16 protein-coding genes and 1 pseudogene are annotated in these 18969 nt (G+C 58.2%); 8 read left to right on the top strand and 9 right to left on the bottom strand.

All coding sequences use genetic code 11. The annotated features are described in order from the left end of the window. Positions 1-164 precede the first annotated feature (164 nt). On the bottom strand, positions 165-623 hold the full coding sequence (locus ACTG2U_RS00130) for a serine protease chaperone (protein WP_064342001.1): 459 nt from the start codon (positions 621-623) through the stop codon (positions 165-167). An 18-nt stretch (positions 624-641) separates the two neighbouring features. Then, on the bottom strand, positions 642-2516 hold the full coding sequence (gene asp / locus ACTG2U_RS00135; protein WP_429011491.1) for a serine protease Asp: 1875 nt from the start codon (positions 2514-2516) through the stop codon (positions 642-644). 603 nt (positions 2517-3119) lie between these two features. Between asp and ACTG2U_RS00140 the strand changes: the two genes are divergently transcribed. Further along, positions 3120-3905: a MetQ/NlpA family ABC transporter substrate-binding protein gene (locus ACTG2U_RS00140; RefSeq protein ID WP_429011565.1), complete on the top strand. Its 786-nt coding sequence runs from the start codon at positions 3120-3122 to the stop codon at positions 3903-3905. Between the two features lie 84 nt (positions 3906-3989). Here ACTG2U_RS00140 and ACTG2U_RS00145 read toward each other — a convergent pair whose 3' ends face one another. Together ACTG2U_RS00145 and ACTG2U_RS00150 are read right to left on the bottom strand one after the other, a co-directional pair. Beyond that, positions 3990-5840, bottom strand: coding sequence for a DUF3413 domain-containing protein (locus ACTG2U_RS00145; protein WP_439973842.1), 1851 nt, complete (start codon positions 5838-5840; stop codon positions 3990-3992). A 47-nt stretch (positions 5841-5887) separates the two neighbouring features. Then, complete coding sequence (locus ACTG2U_RS00150; protein WP_005333874.1) at positions 5888-6115, bottom strand: YejL family protein; 228 nt, start codon at positions 6113-6115, stop codon at positions 5888-5890. A gap of 73 nt (positions 6116-6188) precedes the next feature. Here ACTG2U_RS00150 and yejK point away from each other — a divergent pair, with 73 nt between their 5' ends. The 5 genes from yejK to ACTG2U_RS00175 all read left to right on the top strand — a co-directional run bounded on the left by yejK (position 6189) and on the right by ACTG2U_RS00175 (position 12664). Beyond that, complete coding sequence (gene yejK, locus ACTG2U_RS00155) at positions 6189-7238, top strand: nucleoid-associated protein YejK (protein ID WP_421289845.1); 1050 nt, start codon at positions 6189-6191, stop codon at positions 7236-7238. 408 nt (positions 7239-7646) lie between these two features. After that, on the top strand, positions 7647-8828 hold the full coding sequence (gene malE, locus ACTG2U_RS00160; protein WP_005333871.1) for a maltose/maltodextrin ABC transporter substrate-binding protein MalE: 1182 nt from the start codon (positions 7647-7649) through the stop codon (positions 8826-8828). A gap of 75 nt (positions 8829-8903) precedes the next feature. Beyond that, positions 8904-10556 carry a maltose ABC transporter permease MalF gene (gene malF / locus ACTG2U_RS00165; protein ID WP_005333870.1) on the top strand — a complete coding sequence of 551 codons (1653 nt, stop codon included), beginning with the start codon at positions 8904-8906 and terminating at the stop codon, positions 10554-10556. A 12-nt stretch (positions 10557-10568) separates the two neighbouring features. Then, on the top strand, positions 10569-11459 hold the full coding sequence (gene malG / locus ACTG2U_RS00170) for a maltose ABC transporter permease MalG (protein WP_005333868.1): 891 nt from the start codon (positions 10569-10571) through the stop codon (positions 11457-11459). A 68-nt stretch (positions 11460-11527) separates the two neighbouring features. Continuing rightward, positions 11528-12664 carry an ABC transporter ATP-binding protein gene (locus ACTG2U_RS00175; protein WP_005333867.1) on the top strand — a complete coding sequence of 379 codons (1137 nt, stop codon included), beginning with the start codon at positions 11528-11530 and terminating at the stop codon, positions 12662-12664. 111 nt (positions 12665-12775) lie between these two features. On the opposite strand, the pseudogene ppk2 reads toward ACTG2U_RS00175, so the two are convergent. Then, positions 12776-13590: pseudogene (ppk2, locus tag ACTG2U_RS00180) on the bottom strand (polyphosphate kinase 2). Positions 13591-13718: 128 nt separating this feature from the next. On the opposite strand from ppk2, the gene ACTG2U_RS00185 reads away from it, so the two are divergent. Further along, positions 13719-14519, top strand: a complete 801-nt coding sequence (locus tag ACTG2U_RS00185) for an alpha/beta fold hydrolase (RefSeq protein WP_224969839.1) — start codon at positions 13719-13721, stop codon at positions 14517-14519. A 113-nt stretch (positions 14520-14632) separates the two neighbouring features. Here ACTG2U_RS00185 and ACTG2U_RS00190 read toward each other — a convergent pair whose 3' ends face one another. From ACTG2U_RS00190 to ACTG2U_RS00200, 3 genes are read right to left on the bottom strand one after another with little or no spacing between them, the layout of a single operon-like run. Continuing rightward, on the bottom strand, positions 14633-15439 hold the full coding sequence (locus ACTG2U_RS00190; protein ID WP_439973843.1) for a MipA/OmpV family protein: 807 nt from the start codon (positions 15437-15439) through the stop codon (positions 14633-14635). A gap of 36 nt (positions 15440-15475) precedes the next feature. Next, positions 15476-16546 (bottom strand): AI-2E family transporter, encoded by a 1071-nt coding sequence (locus ACTG2U_RS00195; protein WP_064339944.1) that lies wholly within the window; start codon positions 16544-16546, stop codon positions 15476-15478. Between the two features lie 25 nt (positions 16547-16571). Continuing rightward, positions 16572-16805 (bottom strand): sulfurtransferase TusA family protein, encoded by a 234-nt coding sequence (locus tag ACTG2U_RS00200; RefSeq protein ID WP_005361432.1) that lies wholly within the window; start codon positions 16803-16805, stop codon positions 16572-16574. Between the two features lie 121 nt (positions 16806-16926). On the opposite strand from ACTG2U_RS00200, the gene ACTG2U_RS00205 reads away from it, so the two are divergent. After that, positions 16927-18381, top strand: coding sequence for a beta-barrel assembly-enhancing protease (locus ACTG2U_RS00205; protein WP_439973844.1), 1455 nt, complete (start codon positions 16927-16929; stop codon positions 18379-18381). A gap of 90 nt (positions 18382-18471) precedes the next feature. Here ACTG2U_RS00205 and ACTG2U_RS00210 read toward each other — a convergent pair whose 3' ends face one another. Further along, positions 18472-18954 carry a TlpA family protein disulfide reductase gene (locus ACTG2U_RS00210; protein WP_115521799.1) on the bottom strand — a complete coding sequence of 161 codons (483 nt, stop codon included), beginning with the start codon at positions 18952-18954 and terminating at the stop codon, positions 18472-18474. Positions 18955-18969 lie beyond the last annotated feature (15 nt).

Here is an 18969-nt window from a genome sequence, read left to right on the forward strand (position 1 = left end):
CTTTTTATCCATTCAGGCGAGATCGACAGTCTTCACGGATGTATTAAGTTGGCGCTTTTAGGGACCAGAGTGATATCAGTAATGACAAGGGGGCTTTCAAGCCCCCTCGATATTTTAGATATAGATGCAGACATCAAAGTGGTTTCGTATTTTCCATCATTTGCCTATTTTGGCTGCTGTTCGGCCCCTGACAGCTCGATCTGCACATTCACCCCTTCGCTCTTGAGCTTGGTGGCGATGGCGTTGAGATCGGTGCCCGATTTGGCCTCCAGCAGGGCGATGCCGCCGCTGCTCTGCTTGAAGTTCAAGCCGTGGCGAGTCGCCAGCGCCTTGGCGCTGGCATCGTCAGCTTCCACCAGCAGGGTGCCGCTTACAGTCAGCTCCGGGCTGGCGGCCCCTTGCATCAACACGTCACCGCGGCGCAGGGTCTGTTGCGGGACCTTGCTGTCAAGGCTGCGGGCGACCCGCTTCTTGCTGCCGTTGTCAGGAATGAGGTAGGTCTGGCCGTTCACCTCTATGGTGCTGTACTGCTTGCCATCCATGGTGATGGACTCCTGTGCGCAGAGCTGTCCCGAGAGGGGGGCCAGCAGGGTTGCCAGAAGCAAGGTAACAGGTTTGTTCATGGTAATACTCCTAGCGTGTTAGCTGCGGTTGGCATCGTGACCCAGGACCCGCAGGGACCATGAGATCAGCTTGCCCGGTTGGCGATTGTTGCGCTCGGTCAGGGTGGTACGCTCACGAGTCTCGCGATTGAGCAGAGAGACCTGACGGGTACCGTTGGCAACATCGGTTACTTCCAGTCGCCATGTGCCTTGCGCCGATTCGCCGTAGAACTTGTTGGATAGCATCCGCATGTCGCGCAATCCCTTGGTTCGTACAAAGCCCAGCTGCTGCTGGTCGAGAGATTGGCCGACCAGGCTGTTGAAGGGGCTCAGCAGGATGCTGCGGGTGCCGGCGGGGGAGACCAGTTCGATCAGCAGATCGGGCAGACGCTGGTGATCCAGGCTCACCATCACCTGAACCGCTTCTACCGTCAATGGTGTCGCGATGCGGGTTGTTGAGCTGGTCGGGCTGTTGCCCACATCCGCAATGGCGGCGGCACTGCCGGTGACATTGATCTTCTGCCATGGCAGCTGTACCAGCGGGGGCAGGGGCTGGTGATTGGCAGCCAGCTCAAGGGCCTTGTTGACGTCGATCAGACCAAAACCGTAAGTGGGGCTGAACCACATGCCGGCGGCATTGCGCTCCCACCCTTCCAGCCCTTTCACATCACGCACCTTGCCGGTGCTGCTGGTGTAGCTGACCATCACAGGTTTCTGTGTGGCATCGACCCGGGTTGCGCTGCGCGCCAGCAGATCCCGCAGGTCACGTACCGACAGATCCGGGTAGGCGGACATCAGCAGCGCCATGGCGCCGGAGGTGCTGGGGGTGGCGGAGGAGGTGCCGTTCATCACGCCGTTGTAGTCGCAGCTGGCATCCAGTTGCGGGTTGCCGTGCAGCCGGTTGGTGCTGGGATCGTCGGTGCGGTTGTAACCCATGTCGCAGCCGGGCAGATCCGTGGTCACCATCGCCGGAGAGTCGGTACCGTACTCGCCGCCGGTCGCGCTCAGGAAGATGTTGCTGCCGACGCTGGAGTAGGAGGATCTGACGCCATCGGCGTTGAGAGCGCTTACCACCAGGTTCCAGAAGTTGCTGTTGGAGGGATCGAGGTTGCTGTTTTCAAACGGCAATTTGGGGCCATTGCCGGTGCGGTTAAGCACATAGCCGCCCGCCGCTATCTTGTTGAAGCCGTTGCCGGCAGCCTTGATATAGGCCGCGCCCTGCGCCTTGAGGGTCTGCTGTTCAAACAGGCGATCAAGCTGGGATTGATCCAGAGAGTTGGCAGAGCGGGGATCCACCACACTCATGCCGTAGCTCTGGTTGAACACCCGGTTGTCGCGGCTGGCATCGCTGTCGCCAAGGGCGTAGAGCCAATCTTTCTGCAACTGTTGGCTGTTGTCATCCAGCAGGTTGAAACCCTGCAACTGGGCTCGCGGGGCAATCCCCTTGGTCCCGATGGCGTTGTCCACCGCCGCAATAATGCCGGAGACCGAGGTGCCGTGGGCCGTATCCGGATCGGTCGGTGTCGGGTCATCGCTGCCGGTCACCACGTTTTTCGAACCCGGACGCACGTTGTCCGCCAGATCCGGATGGGCGATGGCCAGACCATCATCCACCACGGCCACATTGACTCCCTGGCCCAGCACGCCGGTGCGATGAGCCCACCAGAGGTTGAGATCATTGCCCGCTATACCGCCACGGGCGCTGAATCCATCCTGGCCGCTGTTGAGCAGATACCACTGCTGATCCTGCAGGGGATTGGCACCTGGCAGGCAGCGCTCGGTGCTGCTGCGTCCGATATCCATGCCGCTCTCCTTGCCGGTGAGCGGCGCACAACCTTCATTTGCCTGAACGAGCGCACTGGGCAGGGTCGACAGCAGTGCTGTGATCGCCAGTGCTAACGATGTTTGCTTCATTATTTTTTTAACTCCATCTTGGATCGCACCATCCTGAGTGCGACGGAAATCTATACACGGGTGGCAGGGGTTCAAAAAGAGCCATTTTCAAAAAACGCAATGAGGTTCAAAGAAATCCGATCTGGTTTATGGTAGGTATTCCAATGACGCTGGTTATGTGTTCTATTGAGAATGGTTCTCACCGCCCACTACTGATCTTTTTATCTGTAATTCACTCCTCTCGCGACTCTCCTTCGCCGCAGCCATCCCGATTCGGGACAATCCCGAGGGGAGCTCGTGCGCTCTTGAACGTGAGCGGCATGGTTGTGTGTGCCAACGTGAGAGCCGCTATGCATTCGGGGATGACAGCAAGGGTGATGAGGTGGAACCAGCAGTTTATTGCTTGGCGGCGGTGGATGGCTCTGTTATGGTAATTGAAATGGCCGTTTGGATGGCTAGATTGCTGCGGTGTGAAGGGCGTTACTTCTGAGGGCGGCCCCGCCGCAGGCCCATAGCTTGATGCGTACCTGACAGGGAGTCCCTATGCCGTTTCGTTCCTTCTTACCTTCTTCTTGCACTGCTTCCTTGCGTGCCACTGCTGGCGCCAGCACCTTTATTGCCGCGATGGCGGTCGGGAGCCTCTCTTTTTCCGCGGTTGCCGCCGATGCGTCCTTGCCGACCAAACAGGAGATTGTGATTGGTACTACGGTGGGGGATTTTGCCGACATGGTGACCGACTCCATCAAGCCGCAGCTGGAGGCCAAGGGGTATAAGGTCAAGCTGGTGGAGTTCACCGACTATGTGACTCCCAATATTGCTCTGGCTGACGGATCACTGGATGTGAACTGCTTCCAGCACAAACCTTATCTGGAGAGTTTTGCCAAAGATCGCGGCTTGTCGCTGGCACCCATTACCCAAGTGCCAACTGGCCCGATGGGGCTCTACTCCGGCAAGCTGGCGGCACTCGACAAGGTGAAAAAGGGGAGCACGGTGGCCATCCCCAACGATCCCACCAATCAGGCGCGGGCTCTGCTGATGTTGCAGGATCTCGGTTGGCTGACCCTCAAGGAGGGGATCAACCCGCTCAAGGCGAGCGAGTTTGATGTGGTGAACAATCCGCACAATCTCAAGCTGGTGTTGCTGGAGGCGGCGCAACTGCCCCGCTCGCGCGAGGATGTGGACTTCTCGGTGATCAACGGTAATTTTGCCGCCTCCAGCGGAATCCCGTTCACTGAAGGACTGTTTCTGGAGCGCAGCTACGATTTTATCAATTGGGTGGTGGTGAAAAGCGCAGATGCGGATCAGCCGTTTGCCAAAGATGTGGCGGCAGCCTACAACTCGGCGGCTTTCAAAGCCTATGCAGCCAAGCGTTTCGTCGGCTACAAGTACCCGCAAGGGTGGGGTGGCTAACTGTCGTGAACGTGGCCGGCTATACAACGAAAAACGCCCCGAATTCGGGGCGTTTTTTATGGTATCAAGCCATCAACGGGCGCTTCACTGGTTGCGATAGAAGCGGTTCAGCTCGTTCATCACCTGGATCATGGCGCCCATATCCGGGGTGCCGTGCTTGATCGGGCGATAGCTGTTGCGCTCCAGCAGTTCGAAGTCACCTTGCTTGTTGAAGTGGGTGATGGTCTCCCCTTCATAGATGGCGAAGTCATTCTGATCCCCGGCCAGCAGCCAGTTGCGCGGGCTGGTATCAAACAGCGAGCGGCCAACGCTGTAATCGCGCGCCGGATTGCGCACGCCCAGCATCCCCTGCATCAGGGTCGGCGCCAGATCGAAATGGCTGCTCGGTTGCTCCCGAACGTCACTGCCGCGCCCCGGCCAGGCCAGTACCAGCGGTACCTGCACCTGATAGGGTGAGTAGTTGCTGCCTGCGCCCCAGCTGTTGCTGCGGGTGTCGTTGAACTCCTGACCGTGGTTGGAGGTGATGACGACGATGGTGTTGCTGTCCATCCCCTGCGACTGCAATTTGGTCAGCATCTGTTCAAGCAACTGGTCGGTATAGAAGACCGAGTTCTTGTAGCGGTTCTCGAGTTTTTGCAGGTTCTCCGCCCGATAGGCGGTCGCCGGATTGAAGTTGGCGAGCTCCGGTTGGAACGGCCCCTTCATGGTGGCGGGTAACTGGTAGTCGCCTGGGCTCGAGAGATAGACCAGCGAGAACCAGGGACGCTCGGGAGAGCGCTTCTCCAGCCACTGTTGCCAGTCGGTCAGCAGCTTGCCATCGTCACTCTGCTCTGAGACAAACACCTGTTTGCGCAGACCGGCGAGGATGCTCTTGCGATACTTCTGGGCATCTTCCATCGCGCCGAACAGCCCGAACTGGTAATCCTGGCGCAGCATCTCATCGAACAGCACCGGCGGACGCTTGTCGCTGCTGATGTCCTTGTAGTAGTGACCGGGCAACCCGTAGAAGAGGCTGAACATGCCCATCAGGTCGTCGTTGCTGCCACTCAGGTGATTGCGGAACGTCAGATGCTGATCCGCATAGCGCTGCAGATTGGGCATGTTGATGTTGTTGAGCATGTCAAAGCGCAGCGAATCGACCACCACAATCAGCAGATTGTTGTGAGTCAGGGGGGCGTTGACGTTGAGCGGGCGCAGCGGATAGTGCATCCGGCTGTCGCTGTTATCCCCCTGGGAGGCCGCCTGCTTCTCGTACTGATCCAGATCCAGCCAGCCATGTTTGGCCAGGAAGGAGCGGGCCGTCATGGGGTAGGAGAGGGGGAAGTTGGCTCTCTGCATGGTGATCGGCTGATAGAGGGTCGCATCCGCCCAGCTGTTGACCACGTGGGTTAGAATAAAGCAGATCAGCAGGGCCAGCCCCACCTGATTGCCGTACTGGCGGCGCTTGCGCTTGTTGATCTTGCGCCAGACATAGGCCGACAGCAGCAGTTGCAGCAGGAAGATGGTGGGCACGGCAACGAAGATGATGCTCCAGATTGAGCCCTCTTCGGTTTGCGCCTGATCCAGCAGCAACTGCCATACCTGACTGTTGAGGTGGAACTTGAACAGCCGGAATACCTGGGTGTCGATCAGCAGCAGCACCAGCGCCAGGGTGGCGATGATGGCCGAGATGAACCGCAACGACTTCTCCTTGGGCAGCACGAAGCTGAGCGGGAAGATCGTCAACAGGTAGGTGACAAAACTCAGAAACGAAAAGTGGCCAATCCAGCTTACAACGAGGTAGATCACGCCAAGCGTGGTCGATGGCCAGCTGATGGCACCCAGATAACGGGTGGCGATGAGCATGGCCAGAATAATGTTGAAGAAGGAGAACCAATGCCCCCAGGTGATCAGGCGAGAGACATTATCACGATAGGGGTTACCGGTTTCGACCATAGTGATCCATCTGCGTTGAGAAACGTCAAATCAACAGAGTCGGGGACTCAGTGTGCGTCGTGGCGATTATCGACCGATGCGGTCAGGGCCTGGACAAACTTTTCAGTGATGGCCTGGCGCTGGGCCGGTGCCATACCGTTGATGATATTGGTGGTCAGATTGCCAAGCACCATAAGGCTGAGATCTACCGGCGCTTTATGCTTTTCCAGCGCGGTGATCAGGTCGTTCATCAGGGCGTCAAATTGCTCGTTATTGTACTTTGATACGATAGGCATAATCTTCAGTTCATCTCGGTTCAAAGCGCCTTATAATACTTCACCCTTTCGGCTAACACTATGGCTTTGTGACATGAGTCTCGATATCGACAAGATCATTCTTCACTCCTTGCGCCAGGGCGGCGATGGTCAACCCCACGCCGATACCCGCAGCCAGACCCTGCTCCCTGATGAGGCGGTACAGGGACTGATGGCGGAACTGCATCGGATCTACAACGGCAAGGGTGGCAAGGGCTTTGGCTTCTTTGCTGACCCCGAGGCCGCCGTCGCCGAGCTGGCCGACGGTGAAGAGGCTCCCAAGCAGCCTTCACCCGCGTTTCGTATCGCCCTCGAACAGCTGCTCGACGAGCAGACCGAATTCGTTCCCTTCTCGGTCACCGTGACCCAGATGCTGGTCAAGCAGCTGGTGGAGCACGCCCTCGATGAGCAAGGGGTGCTGCTGTTTGCCAAATATAACTACGTCGGGGTCGATTATCTGCTGATTGCCCTGCTGGAGGGCAAGGAGAGCGTCACCGTCAGCGAAGCGCTGGAATTGCGCCATATCCAGTATCTGGATATCGGCAAACTCAATCTGGTGGCCCGCATTGATTTGACCGAATGGAAAACCCAACCTGATTCGCGCCGTTATATCACCTTCAGCAAGGGGCGCATTGGTCGCAAACTGGGCGACTTCTTTATGGATCTGCTGGGCGCCCGCGAGGGCATGGATGCCAAGGTACAAAATAAAGGCTTGCTGCAGGCGGTCGAAGATTATTGCGACAGTCGTCAGCTCGAACCGACCGAGCGCAATGACTATAAAAAGCAGGTCTTCAAATATTGCACCGAACAGGCGAGTGCCGGTGAAGAGATCGAAATCAAGGAGTTGTCTGCAGAATTGCCTGGCGACGGTGACCTCGATTTTTACAGCTTTATCGGTCAGGAGTATGAGCTGGAAGAGCGCTTCCCGGCGGATCGCTCTACCCTGCGTGGTTTGACCAAGTTTGTTGGCTCCGGCGGCGGTCTGACTCTGAGCTTTGAGCAGAAGCTGCTGAACAGCCGGATCTTTTACGACCCTCAGACCGACACCCTGACCATCAAGGGTGTGCCGCCCAATCTTAAGGATCAGCTGCTGCGCCAGTCGTAGTCATGCTCCCGAGTGTGATCAGGTCGTCATTTCTCGCAAAAAGAGACTCCGCCCCGGCGGGGTCTCTTTTTTTATTGCGCCCGGGCAGACCTCGAAACTGGCGCGGTACTTTGTTAACAAATCAAACAAAATAAACCATCTGAAAGGGTTTTCATTGAGGTGAAAACCCTTTCACTCGTGAAATTTTATTTCATTTTGGTAATTATTATTCTGTGGTTGTCTGGAATTAAGCCGATAAATGGCCGTAATTCCCTGAAATAAGAAAATGTTTTCAAAACTTTCTGGAAGGAAATACGTAATTGCATTTCAAAAATGCGAGTTGCGTCATGTGAGCCGTTTGCCGCTTGGGATAATATTCATCTCGCACACAATGCTCTTACAGCGCGGAACTAATACAAGGAAAGGCTCATGAAAAAGAAATTGCTGTCATCCCTGATCGGTCTGGCCACTCTTGGCGTCGCTTGCTCTGCTACTGCTGCCATCGATGAAGGCCAGCTGACCATCTGGATCAACGGTGACAAGGGATACAACGGTCTGGCTGAAGTGGGTAAGAAGTTTGAAGCAGAAACCGGCATCAAGGTTACTGTGGCTCACCCGGATCAGGTTGAAGTGAAATTCCAGCAAGCCGCCGCCACTGGCAACGGCCCGGACATCTTCTTCTGGGCTCACGACCGTTACGGTGAGTGGGTCAAAGCCGGTTTGCTGGTTCCGGTAACGCCGAACGCTGCCACCAAAGGCAAATTTGAACAGCTGGCATGGGATGCCATGACTGTTGATGGCAAAACCTATGGTTACCCGGTTGCCATGGAAGCTGTCAGCCTGATTTATAACAAGGACCTGCTGCCCGAGCCGCCGAAAACCTTCGAAGAGATCGCCAAGATTGACGAGACTCTGAAGAAAAACGGCAAGCGCGCCATCATGTGGGCTTATGACACCCCGTACTTCAGCTATCCGCTGGTGGCTGCCAACGGTGGTTACGCCTTCAAGAAAACCGCTACCGGTTATGACGTCAAAGATACCGGCGTGAACAACGCAGGTGCCAAGATGGGCGTGGGCTACATCTCCGAGATGATCAAGTCCGGTCACCTGGAAAAAGGCATCGACTACGGTGTGATGGACGCCAAGTTCAACAAGGGCGAAGTGGCCATGATGATCAACGGTCCCTGGGCCTGGAGCAACCTGGACAAGAGCGGCATCAAGTACGGCGTAGCGCCGCTGCCGACCCTGAACGGCAAGCCGGCCAAAGCCTTCGTTGGCGTACTGGGTGCCACCATCAACGCCGCCAGCCCGAACAAGGATCTGGCTATCGAGTTCCTGGAAAACTACCTGCTGACCGATGCCGGTCTGGCGCCGGTTAACGCCGACAAGCCGCTGGGTGCCGTTGCGCTGAAATCCTTCCAGAAGACCCTGGAATCCGATCCGCACATCAAGGCCACCATGCTGAACGCCCAGGCTGGCGAGCCGATGCCATCCGTTCCCGAGATGAGCCGTTTCTGGTCTTCCTTCGAAACTGCCCTCAAGAACGTGACCTCCGGCCGTCAGGGTGTTGACGAAGCTCTGGATACCGCTGCCAAGCGTATCGTTCAGTAAGCACGCACTACCCGGGAGGCCGTCATGGCCTCCCACTCTCTCAAATCTCTCTTGGCGTTATAAAGGTTAATTGGCATGGAAGTAGTACCTTCTGTTGAGTCCTATGCCGGTCCGAAGGATAAGCACACCTGGCTTAAGTGGACCATAGCGGCCCTGGTTGCCATCCTCAACGGCTACGCAGCCGTGATGATGTACGCCAGTGGCGAGTGGGTATTCGCGCTGCTGGATCTGGTGGTGGTTTCCGTCGGTCTGTATGTCTTCATGAACAAGAAGACCTATGCCCATCGCTACATCTTTCCGGGTGTTGCGGGCATGGTTGTGTTTATCATCTTCCCTCTTGCCTACACCATTGGCATTGCCTTCACCAACTATTCGGGGTCCAACTTGCTCTCCGTGGAGCAGGCGCGGGACTACCACCTGAAGAAAACCTACAAGGTGGCGGGCGGTGAATTCGATTTTACCCTGCTGGGTGGCGACAATGGCCAGTTCCAGCTGCTGCTGACACAGGATGATCAATCCTTTATCAGCCAACCTGTTTCCCTGATGACCAACAAGGCCCGTGAGCTGGCGTCCCGCGAGGGCCGTGTGCAGAACACCCAGCAAGTGGTCGAGCTGCAGCCCTTCACTGGCGAAGCTGCCAGCAAGGCCGCACCGATCCGCGCCATTGTTGAGCATCGTACTCATCTGAGTGACCTTGATCTGGTACTGCCGGATGGCGGTACCCACCTGACCCTGAGCAGTCTGCGCAAGTTTGCCGCCCAGAAGCAGCACTACACCCGTCTGATGGATGGTGCCGTGCTCAAGTCCGGCGTGGTGATCAAAGACAGCAACCTGCTGCGTGATACCCAGAATGGCGAGCTGATGCTGCCCAATGGTGAGACCGGCTTCTATCAGTACATCGACGAACAGGGTCAGTTTGTCGGCAAGGGCATTGCTCCGGGCTTTGTGGTGAGCGTCGGTTGGAAGAATTTCGCGCGCATCGTCACCGATCCGGGCATCCAGTCACCCTTCCTGCAGATCTTCATCTGGACCGTGATCTTCTCAACCTGCTCCGTCGCTTTCACCTTGGCTATCGGCATGGTGCTGGCCTGTCTGGTGCAGTGGGAAGAGCTCAAGGGGCGCGGTTTCTATCGGGTCATGTTGATCCTGCCCTATGCGATTCCGGCGTTTATCTCCATCCTGGTGTTCAAGGGGTTGTTCAACCAGAACTTCGGTGAGATCAACATGTTCCTGGAAGCTGCGTTTGGCATCAAACCGGACTGGTATACCAACCCCTTCCTGGCCAAGGTGATGATCCTGATTGTCAACACCTGGCTCGGCTACCCCTACATGATGATCCTCTGCATGGGCCTGCTCAAAGCCATTCCGGAAGATCTCTATGAAGCGTCCGCCATGGATGGTGCCGGTCCGGTACAGAACTTCTTCAAGATCACCGTGCCGCTGCTGATGAAGCCGCTGACCCCCCTGTTGATTGCCTCGTTCGCCTTCAACTTCAACAACTTCGTGCTTATCCAGTTGTTGACCAACGGTGCGCCCGACATCATCGGCGCCAGCACCCCTGCCGGTACCACCGACTTGCTGGTGAGTTATACCTACCGGATTGCGTTCCAGGGATCGGGTGGTCAGGACTACGGTCTGGCCAGTGCCATCGCCACAGCTATCTTCCTCATCGTAGGTGCGCTGGCGCTGCTCAACCTGAAATTGTCCAAAGCCGACAAGCAGCTGTAAGGAGGCTTCAACATGGCAATCGTACAACCCAAATCAGTCAAATACCGGGTGTGGGCAACCCACCTGGTCATGTGGGGCTTCTTGGCGTTGATCATCTTCCCGTTGATCATGGTTATCGCCATCTCGTTCCGTAACGGTAACTTCGCGGTAGGGGAGATCATCCCCTCCAATCCGACGCTGGATCACTGGAAGCTGGCGCTGGGCATGTCCATCACCAACGCCGACGGCAGCATCACGCCGCCGCCGTTCCCGGTGCTGACCTGGTTGTGGAACTCCATCAAGATCGCCGGCATCACTGCCCTGATGATCGTGACGCTCTCCACCACCTGTGCTTACGCCTTTGCCCGCCTGCGTTTTCGTGGCAAGTCCACCATCCTGCAGGGCATGCTGATTTTCCAGATGTTCCCGGCAGTGCTGGCGCTGGTAGCTATCTACGCGCTCTTTAACAAGATTGGTGACTATATTCCCTGGCTGGGTCTCAACACCCACGGTGGCCTGATCCTGGCGTATATGGGAGGGATTGCCCTCCACGTCTGGACCATCAAAGGCTACTTCGAGACCATCGACTCCTCTCTGGAGGAGGCGGCAGCCATCGACGGTGCAACCCCGTGGCAGGCATTCCGTCTGATCCTGTTGCCCCTGTCGGTGCCCATCCTGGCGGTAGTGTTTATTCTGGCCTTTATCGGCTCCATTACCGAGGTGCCCATGGCCTCCATCCTGCTGCAGGATGTGAACAATCTGACCCTGGCGGTCGGGGCCCAGCAGTACCTCTATCCGCAGAACTATCTGTGGGGTGATTTCGCGGCGGCTGCAGTGCTCTCCGGTTTCCCCATCACAGTGGTCTTCCTGTTGGCACAGCGCTGGTTGGTTGGCGGTCTGACCGCCGGTGGTGTGAAAGGTTAAGTTTATGGCCGGGGGAGCTGACTCCCCCCGCTATCACGATTTGCAAAGATTCAAGAGCGGAGCTCGTCATGGCTGAAGTAGTACTCAACAACGTTCGCAAAAATTACGATCCGGCTGTTCACAAGGACACCCTGCGCAACATCAACCTCTCCATCAAGGAAGGGGAGTTCATTGTCTTCGTCGGCCCGTCCGGCTGTGGCAAATCCACCCTGCTGCGGATGATCGCGGGTCTGGAAGACATCACCAGCGGTGAGCTGACCATCGGCGGTCGCTACATGAACGACGTGCCGCCGGTAGAGCGCAACGTCGGCATGGTGTTCCAGTCCTACGCCCTTTATCCACACATGAACATCTACGAGAACATGGCCTTTGGTCTGAAGCTCAAGAAGATGGACAAAGAGAACATCCACAAGCGGGTGATGCGCGCCGCCGAGATCCTGGGTCTTGAGCCGCTGCTGGACAGAAAGCCCAAGGCGCTCTCCGGTGGTCAGCGTCAGCGTGTCGCCATCGGTCGCTCCATCGTGCAGCAGCCGCAGGTGTTCCTGTTTGACGAGCCGCTCTCCAACCTGGATGCCGCGCTGCGGGTCAAGATGCGGATCGAGATCGCCAAGCTGCACAAAGAGCTTAACTCCACCATCATCTACGTGACCCACGATCAGGTGGAAGCGATGACCCTGGCCGACAAGATTGTGGTGCTGAGCCCGCTCAAGGCCGAAGCTGCCACCAACCTGGAACAGTTCGGTTCACCGCTGGATCTCTACCACAACCCGGACAACAAGTTCGTGGCGGGCTTTATCGGCTCTCCCAAGATGAACTTCCTGGCGGGCGAGTTGCTGGAGATTGGCGAGCAGGAGTGCCTGGTCAAGTTGACCTCTGGCGATACCGTGCGTGCCCGGGTCGATGCCCGCAGTGGCGCTGTGGGTGACAAGGTGGAGCTGGGTATTCGCCCCGAGCACCTGATGCCGCTGGATCACCCCCATGCGCACAGCAAGGTGAGCGGGATCGTGCAGGTGGCCGAGCACCTGGGCGCCGAGTCCTTCGTTTATATGGATGTGGATGGTCACGACTTTACCGTCAAGGCTACCTCGGATGTGGATGTGGCGACCGGTCAGACCTACAGCGTGGGTATCCCGGCCGAAGCCTGCTACCTGTTCGATGCCAAGGAGCAGGCGTTCCCCCGTACCGCCAAATATATCCGTACCTGATTTTTGTTGTGCTGGTTTTCCTTTCTTAATAATCAATGCCTTTTTGCCGGTCGTCAGACCGGCTTTTTATTGCCTGCGATTTGAACATGCAGATAGGCAAGGTAACCCGGTTCAGGCCTCGAGTTCGGCGGTAATATCGGGCACAAAGGTCTGGCTGGCCAGCGGCGGGCGCTCATACCCTTCGGTCTTGATGGGGGGAGCTTGATAGGCTCGTAGTGGATCGCCTCGTAGGGCACCTTGCTCAGCAGATGGGCGATGCAGTTGAGGCGAGCACGGCGTTTGTCATCTGCCTCCACCACGAACCAGGGGCAATCCTCGGTGTCGGTGTAGGTGAACATGTCATCCTTGGCGCGGGAGTACTCGACCCAACGAGAACGGGACTGCAAATCCATCGGGCTGAATTTCCAGCGCTTGATGGGAGTGTTGATCCGCTCCTTGAAGCGCTTCTCCTGCTCCTCATCGCTGACCGAGAACCAGTATTTGATCAAGGTGATGCCGGAGCGGATCAGCATCCGCTCAAACTCGGGGCAGGCGCGCAGAAACTCGCGATACTCGGCATCGCTGCAAAATCCCATCACCCGCTCGACTCCGGCCCGGTTGTACCAGGATCGGTCAAACAGCACCATCTCGCCAGCGGCGGGCAGGTGGGCCACATAACGCTGAAAGTACCACTGGGATCGCTCCCGATCGGAGGGGGCGGGCAGCGCCGTGACCCGGCAGACCCGGGGGTTGAGCGGTTCGGTAATCGCCTTGATGACGCCCCCTTTACCGGCGGCGTCCCGTCCCTCGAACAGTACCACTACCTTTAACCCCTCCTGCTTGACCCACTCCTGCAGCTTGACCAGCTCCTCCTGCAGATGGGCAAGGTGGTGCTCGTAGCACTTCTTGTCCAGACGTGGCCGCTTCTTGCTCTTCTCCTTCGCCATGGGCTTCTCCTTTTGGCATCCTTTCATGGGTGACTTCTTTGAGTCACTGTCAGCTTGCACCAGGGAGGCGTCACCTGCCAAGGGGGACGTGATACACTGCCCGCCCATCGCTGGCAACAGGAGATAACATGAAGCATTTTATGGAGATAGCGGGCCGCCGGATGGCCTATCTGGACGAAGGGCAAGGGCCGGTACTGCTGTTTGGTCACAGCTATCTGTGGGACAGCGCCATGTGGGCGCCGCAAATCGAGGCGCTCAAGGGCAGCTATCGCTGCATCGTTCCCGAGCTGTGGGGCCACGGCGATTCCGACCTGCTCCCCGAAGGTGGCTGCACCCTGGCGACTTTGGCGCGGGATCACCTGGCGCTGCTCGATGCCCTCGGCATTGAGGAGTTCGTGTTGGTGGGCCTCTCCATCGGTGGCATGTGGGGTGTGGAGCTGGCGCGCATGGTGCCAAACCGCCTCAAGGGTCTGGTGCTGATGGACAGTTTTGTCGGCCTGGAACCGCAGATCACCTGCGAGCGCTACCTCGGCATGCTGGCGATGATCGAGCAGCTCGGCACCGTGCCGGCGCCCATCATCGAACAGGTGGCGCCTATCTTCTTTGCGAACCAGCCCGATGCCGACTTGCTGGCCGATTTCAAGGCGCGTCTGGCCGCCTGGCCAAACGAGAAGATTGCCGCCATGGTGGCGGTGGGCCGCAGCTTTGTGACCCGCGAAGATCGTATCGAGTGGCTGGAGGAGATCACTACTCCCGCACTGGTGATGACCGGCTGCGAGGACAAGGCCCGTCCGGTGCTGGAGGGCTATCTGATGGCTGAGGTGCTGGGTTGCCCGTTCAGGGAGATCCCGATGGCTGGCCACATCTCGTCGCTGGAAAATCCGGCCTTCGTCAATCAGCAGCTGATCGATTTTCTGGCGGCGCTGTAAGCCTGAATTGGCGCTTGAGCAGGCTGTACTACCAGCCTGATGATAGCAGTGAAAAAGGGAGCCGAGGGCTCCCTTTTGTTTGGTCGTGTCTCACGGTTCAAGACTCATAACCGTTACCAGATATAGCCCAGCGCAAAACCCGCATAGAGCTCGCCATCGTGCTGGACGATGGGGCTGTTTTTGATGTCCCGATCATACCATTCGTAGTTCATGGCAAACATGCCAATCCAGTTGGGGCTGAAGCGGTAGCTGGTGATGAGGGCCGCCATCGGGGAGAGGGTGGTGCCGGTATCCCAGGCGGGCCGCTGGGCAGTCGCCTCGCTCTCGGAGATGCCGCCGAAGTAGTAGTTGGCCATCTTGTTGCTGCGCAGCATCAGTCCCATGCTGGGCATGATCAGCAGGTTGTCGCGCAGGATGGGGAAGTCGGCCCACAGCAGCAGCTCCTGCCCCTTGCTGCGGCCGGTGACATCGCTGTTGGCACGCACGGTCAGCAGGGCGTAGGGGGTGATGATGTTGCCACCGATCCCGCCTTCCAGCTGCCATTTTCGCTGCTCCATGCCAGTAAAGGCCGGAGAGTCCTCGGGATCCAGATTGCCAAAACGGACCCGGCCATAGCCGTAGAGGGCCACGTTCTCATCCTTGTGGAAGTAGTAGCGGGCTCGATCCCCCAGAAACATGAACTGGTCGCCAAAATAGATAAAGCCGGGGATGGCGTAGAGGCTGTTATCTTGTGCTTCATAACGGGCCTGCCCCCCGATGAGCGCCGCACCGGCGACAAAGCCTTGTGGCACCGGACTGGTTGGACTGTCGCTGGTGAGCAGATCCATGGCACCAAGATCGATATCGGCACGCGCTGGGAGGGCTGCAGCGAGGAGCAGGGCCGTCAGCCCTGCCGCTCTGATTTGACGAAAAAAGGTCATGGACACTCCGTTGTCACGATTGCAGGGGGAAGCAGGTTATTTTGCGGCACTGGGCATCTCTTCACGTTTTGGCCAGGCATTGATCACCGCCTTGACCAGGGTGGCGAGGGGAATGGCGAAGAAGACTCCCCAGAATCCCCACAAGCCGCCGAAGACCAGCACGGCGATGATGATGGCCACCGGATGGAGGTTGACCGCTTCCGAGAAGAGCACCGGCACCAGCAGGTTGCCATCGAGGGCCTGAATGACCAGATAGGCCACCATCAGCCAGGCGAACTCGGGAGTGAGCCCCCACTGGAACAGGGCCACCATGGCGACCGGAACCGTCACCACGGCGGCGCCGATATAAGGGATCAGCACCGAGAAGCCGACCGCGACCGCCAGCAGCACCGAGTAGCGCAGTCCCATCAGGGCGAAGGGGACATAGGTGGCGATGCCGACGATCAGGATCTCGATCACCTTGCCGCGGATGTAGTTGATGATCTGGTTGTTCATCTCCACCCACACCCGGTTGACCAGGGTGCGGTTGCGCGGCAGGAAACGGCGCAGGCTGCCCATCAGTACCCGCTTGTCCTTGAGCATAAAGAAGACCATCAGCGGTACCAGAATGAGGTAGATCATGATGGCGACCACGTTCACCAGCGAGCTGAGGGAGGCGCTTACCAGATGCTCGCCGCCACTGAGGATGCGCTGGCGAATATTGTCGATGACGGTCTCCACCAGACTGACGTCGATGAGCTCGGGGTATTTGTCAGGCAGGGTGCGGACATAATCCTGAGCGTGGGTCAGCATGGCCGGCGCCTCTTTGGCCAGATTGATCCCCTGACTGACCAGCGTCGGGATAAGACCCAGCAAGGAGGCGACTGCTACTGCAATAAAGAGGATCAGAATGACGCTGGTGGCCAGGGTGCGCGACAGCCCCGCTTTTTGCAGCCGGGCGACCGGCCACTCCAGCAGATAGGCCATTACCAGTGCCACCAGCAGGGGGGCCAGCAGATCGCCAAACAGCCAGATGATGGCAAAGCAGAACACCAGCAACAGGAAAAGGGTAACGGCATCGGGATCGGAAAAACGGGTCTGATACCAGCGCTTCAATACTTCTAACATGACTGCATCCTTACATCACTGGAGCTCAAGATGGTTGCTTCGCCCCGACAACCAACTGCAAAGAGAGGGTATTGTCCGGTTGTTGCTGCATCTCGACATGGTGGCCCTGACGGTGCAGATAGGCCGGAATATCCTGCCGGGAGCCCGCATCGGCCAGCCGGATGGTGACGGTTTGACCGCTTTTGGCCCCCCTTAACCAGAGCTTGAGCCGGATCAGCGGCTCGGGGCAGCGCCAAGGGGTCAGGTCGAGAATTTCCATGGGGGCTCCATCAAGCAGGTGGCCGCTATTATGGCCGTGATAAGAGCATGAAACAACGCTTGTAGCCCTTGATGGGCAAGGGTATTCTGCCGAGGCCCTTTCTGATGGAGATAGAGATAACGTGGCACGTTTTTCCCCCCTGATGGCATCGCTTCCCCTGCTGGCTTCCCTGATGGGCGCCACGTTTCATGCCGAGGCCAACAATCAGCTTCCCGACATCGGCACGGCCGGGGTTGCTGCCCTGCCCATCGAGCAGGAAGTGCGTTACGGCAACGCTTTTATGCGCTTTGCCCGTGCGGGTCTGCCGATCATCGATGATCCGGTGCTGAGCCAGTACATTGACGATCTGGGTCAGCGATTGCTGACCAACGCCGATGGGGTACGTTTCCCGTTTACCTTCTTCCTCATCAATGATCCCAGCATCAACGCGGCCGCCTTCCTCGGCGGGCGAGTCAAGGTGCACACTGGCCTCTTCCTCTACGCAGACAGCGAGAGCGAGCTGGCCTCGGTACTGGCCCACGAAATCACCCACGTGACCCAGCGCCATATCGCCCGTTATATGGAGGCGCAGGCGAGCAGCTCGGCGGTGACCCTGGCCGGCCTGGTGGGCTCCATCGCGCTGGCGGTGATCAACCCGACCGCCGGTATCGCTGCGTTGCAGACTACGCTGGGCCTCTCCATGCAGTCGGCCATCAACTACACCCGCGACAACGAATATGAAGCGGATCGCATCGGCATGAAGACGCTTTATGATGCCGGTTTCGACCCCATGGGGATGGCCAACTTCTTTCAGAAACTGGCTGCCGAATACCGTTACGCCAGCAAGCCGCCGGAAATGCTGCTCACTCACCCGCTGCCGGAGACCCGGATCAGCGAGGCCCGCGCTCGGGCGGGCAGCTATGGTCGCCGCGATTTGCCGCCCAGTCTCGACTTCTGGCTGGCCAAGGTGCGGATTCAGGTGCGTTTTGGTACCGATACCCCGCAGGGGCTGCTGAGCTACTTCGATAGCCGGATCCAGAAGGGGGATTATCCGCTCAAGGATGCCGCCATCTATGGCAAGGCGCTGGCGCTGATCCAGCTCAAGCGCACCGAGGAGGCTGATACCCTGATGCAGGAGCTGGCGGCCCGTCATCCGGAAGATCTCTTTATCGTCGATGCCCAGACCGACATCGATCTGGCCAAGGGGCGCAGTGCCCAGGCCATCGCGCGCCTCGAGAAGTTCCGCAGCCGGATGCCGGACAACGAAGTGGTGGTGGTCAACCTCGGCAACGCCTACCTCGAGAGCGGCAACTACAAGAAGTCCATCGCCATCCTCGACCCCTATGCCCGTGCCCATGAGGAGAACAATCTGGCCTGGAACCTGCTGGCCGATGCCTATCGCAAGGCAGGCAGAATGACCGAGCTGCATATGGCGCGGGCCGAGATGCTCGCACTGCGCGGGGATTATCAGGCGGCCATCGACGAGCTGATCGTGGCACGCGGTACCACCAGCGACCGGATGACCCTGGCTCGTCTGGAGGCGCGCATCACCGAGCTGGAGCGGGCCAAGAAGGATCTCGACAGCCTCAAGGGCTAACGAAACCTATCAAACAAGGGCGCACTCTGGTGCGCCCTTGTTGTTTATGGCGGTGGCGTTGAGGTGGGGGACGGTGATAGCAGCGATGGGCTAGTGACTCAGGCTGCTGGCGGTCGCCTTGAGCATCTCGATCTGCTGCTGGTCGAGCTCGCCGACCAGCGTCTGCTTGAGCTTGCCCTCGCTATCGAGCAGATAGCTGGTGGGCAGGCCGCTTGGGCGAGGGAAGGGGAGCCTGGCATCTTCATTGGCAATAAGGAGCGGCACCTTGATGTGATACTGCGCAGCCAGCTTGTTCAGCTCTGCTGGCGTGGTCGGGTCGTAGTTGATGGCCACCACTGTGATCTGGCCCTCCGCAGCCAGCCCGTTGAGGCGCGGCATCTCCCGCAGGCAGGGGGCGCACCAGGGGGCGAAGTAGTTGATCAGCAGCGGCTTGCCGGCAAAGTGGCGCAGGCTGACCGACTTCCCTGTTGCATCGGTAAATTCGGGGGCGGGTGTGCAGGCGCCCAGCAGGCCAGCCACAATCAGCCAACAAATTCGTTTCAATTCCTTTCCACTGCCGCTTACCCTGACCATCACTTTCCCCTACAA

Origin of the sequence: Aeromonas sp. 95A, from assembly GCF_051919235.1 — a bacterium.
Lineage (GTDB): Bacteria > Pseudomonadota > Gammaproteobacteria > Enterobacterales > Aeromonadaceae > Aeromonas > Aeromonas veronii.

Excerpts from the sequence above, each read along its gene's own strand:
- ACTG2U_RS00130 (WP_064342001.1), bottom strand. The coding sequence starts at position 623 with ATGAACAAACCTGTTACCTTGCTTCTGGCAACCCTGCTGGCCCCCCTC.
- asp (WP_429011491.1), bottom strand. The coding sequence starts at position 2,516 with ATGAAGCAAACATCGTTAGCACTGGCGATCACAGCACTGCTGTCGACC.
- ACTG2U_RS00140 (WP_429011565.1), top strand. The coding sequence starts at position 3,120 with ATGGCGGTCGGGAGCCTCTCTTTTTCCGCGGTTGCCGCCGATGCGTCC.
- ACTG2U_RS00145 (WP_439973842.1), bottom strand. The coding sequence starts at position 5,840 with ATGGTCGAAACCGGTAACCCCTATCGTGATAATGTCTCTCGCCTGATC.
- ACTG2U_RS00150 (WP_005333874.1), bottom strand. The coding sequence starts at position 6,115 with ATGCCTATCGTATCAAAGTACAATAACGAGCAATTTGACGCCCTGATG.
- yejK (WP_421289845.1), top strand. The coding sequence starts at position 6,189 with ATGAGTCTCGATATCGACAAGATCATTCTTCACTCCTTGCGCCAGGGC.
- malE (WP_005333871.1), top strand. The coding sequence starts at position 7,647 with ATGAAAAAGAAATTGCTGTCATCCCTGATCGGTCTGGCCACTCTTGGC.
- malF (WP_005333870.1), top strand. The coding sequence starts at position 8,904 with ATGGAAGTAGTACCTTCTGTTGAGTCCTATGCCGGTCCGAAGGATAAG.
- malG (WP_005333868.1), top strand. The coding sequence starts at position 10,569 with ATGGCAATCGTACAACCCAAATCAGTCAAATACCGGGTGTGGGCAACC.
- ACTG2U_RS00175 (WP_005333867.1), top strand. The coding sequence starts at position 11,528 with ATGGCTGAAGTAGTACTCAACAACGTTCGCAAAAATTACGATCCGGCT.
- ACTG2U_RS00185 (WP_224969839.1), top strand. The coding sequence starts at position 13,719 with ATGAAGCATTTTATGGAGATAGCGGGCCGCCGGATGGCCTATCTGGAC.
- ACTG2U_RS00190 (WP_439973843.1), bottom strand. The coding sequence starts at position 15,439 with ATGACCTTTTTTCGTCAAATCAGAGCGGCAGGGCTGACGGCCCTGCTC.
- ACTG2U_RS00195 (WP_064339944.1), bottom strand. The coding sequence starts at position 16,546 with ATGTTAGAAGTATTGAAGCGCTGGTATCAGACCCGTTTTTCCGATCCC.
- ACTG2U_RS00200 (WP_005361432.1), bottom strand. The coding sequence starts at position 16,805 with ATGGAAATTCTCGACCTGACCCCTTGGCGCTGCCCCGAGCCGCTGATC.
- ACTG2U_RS00210 (WP_115521799.1), bottom strand. The coding sequence starts at position 18,954 with ATGGTCAGGGTAAGCGGCAGTGGAAAGGAATTGAAACGAATTTGTTGG.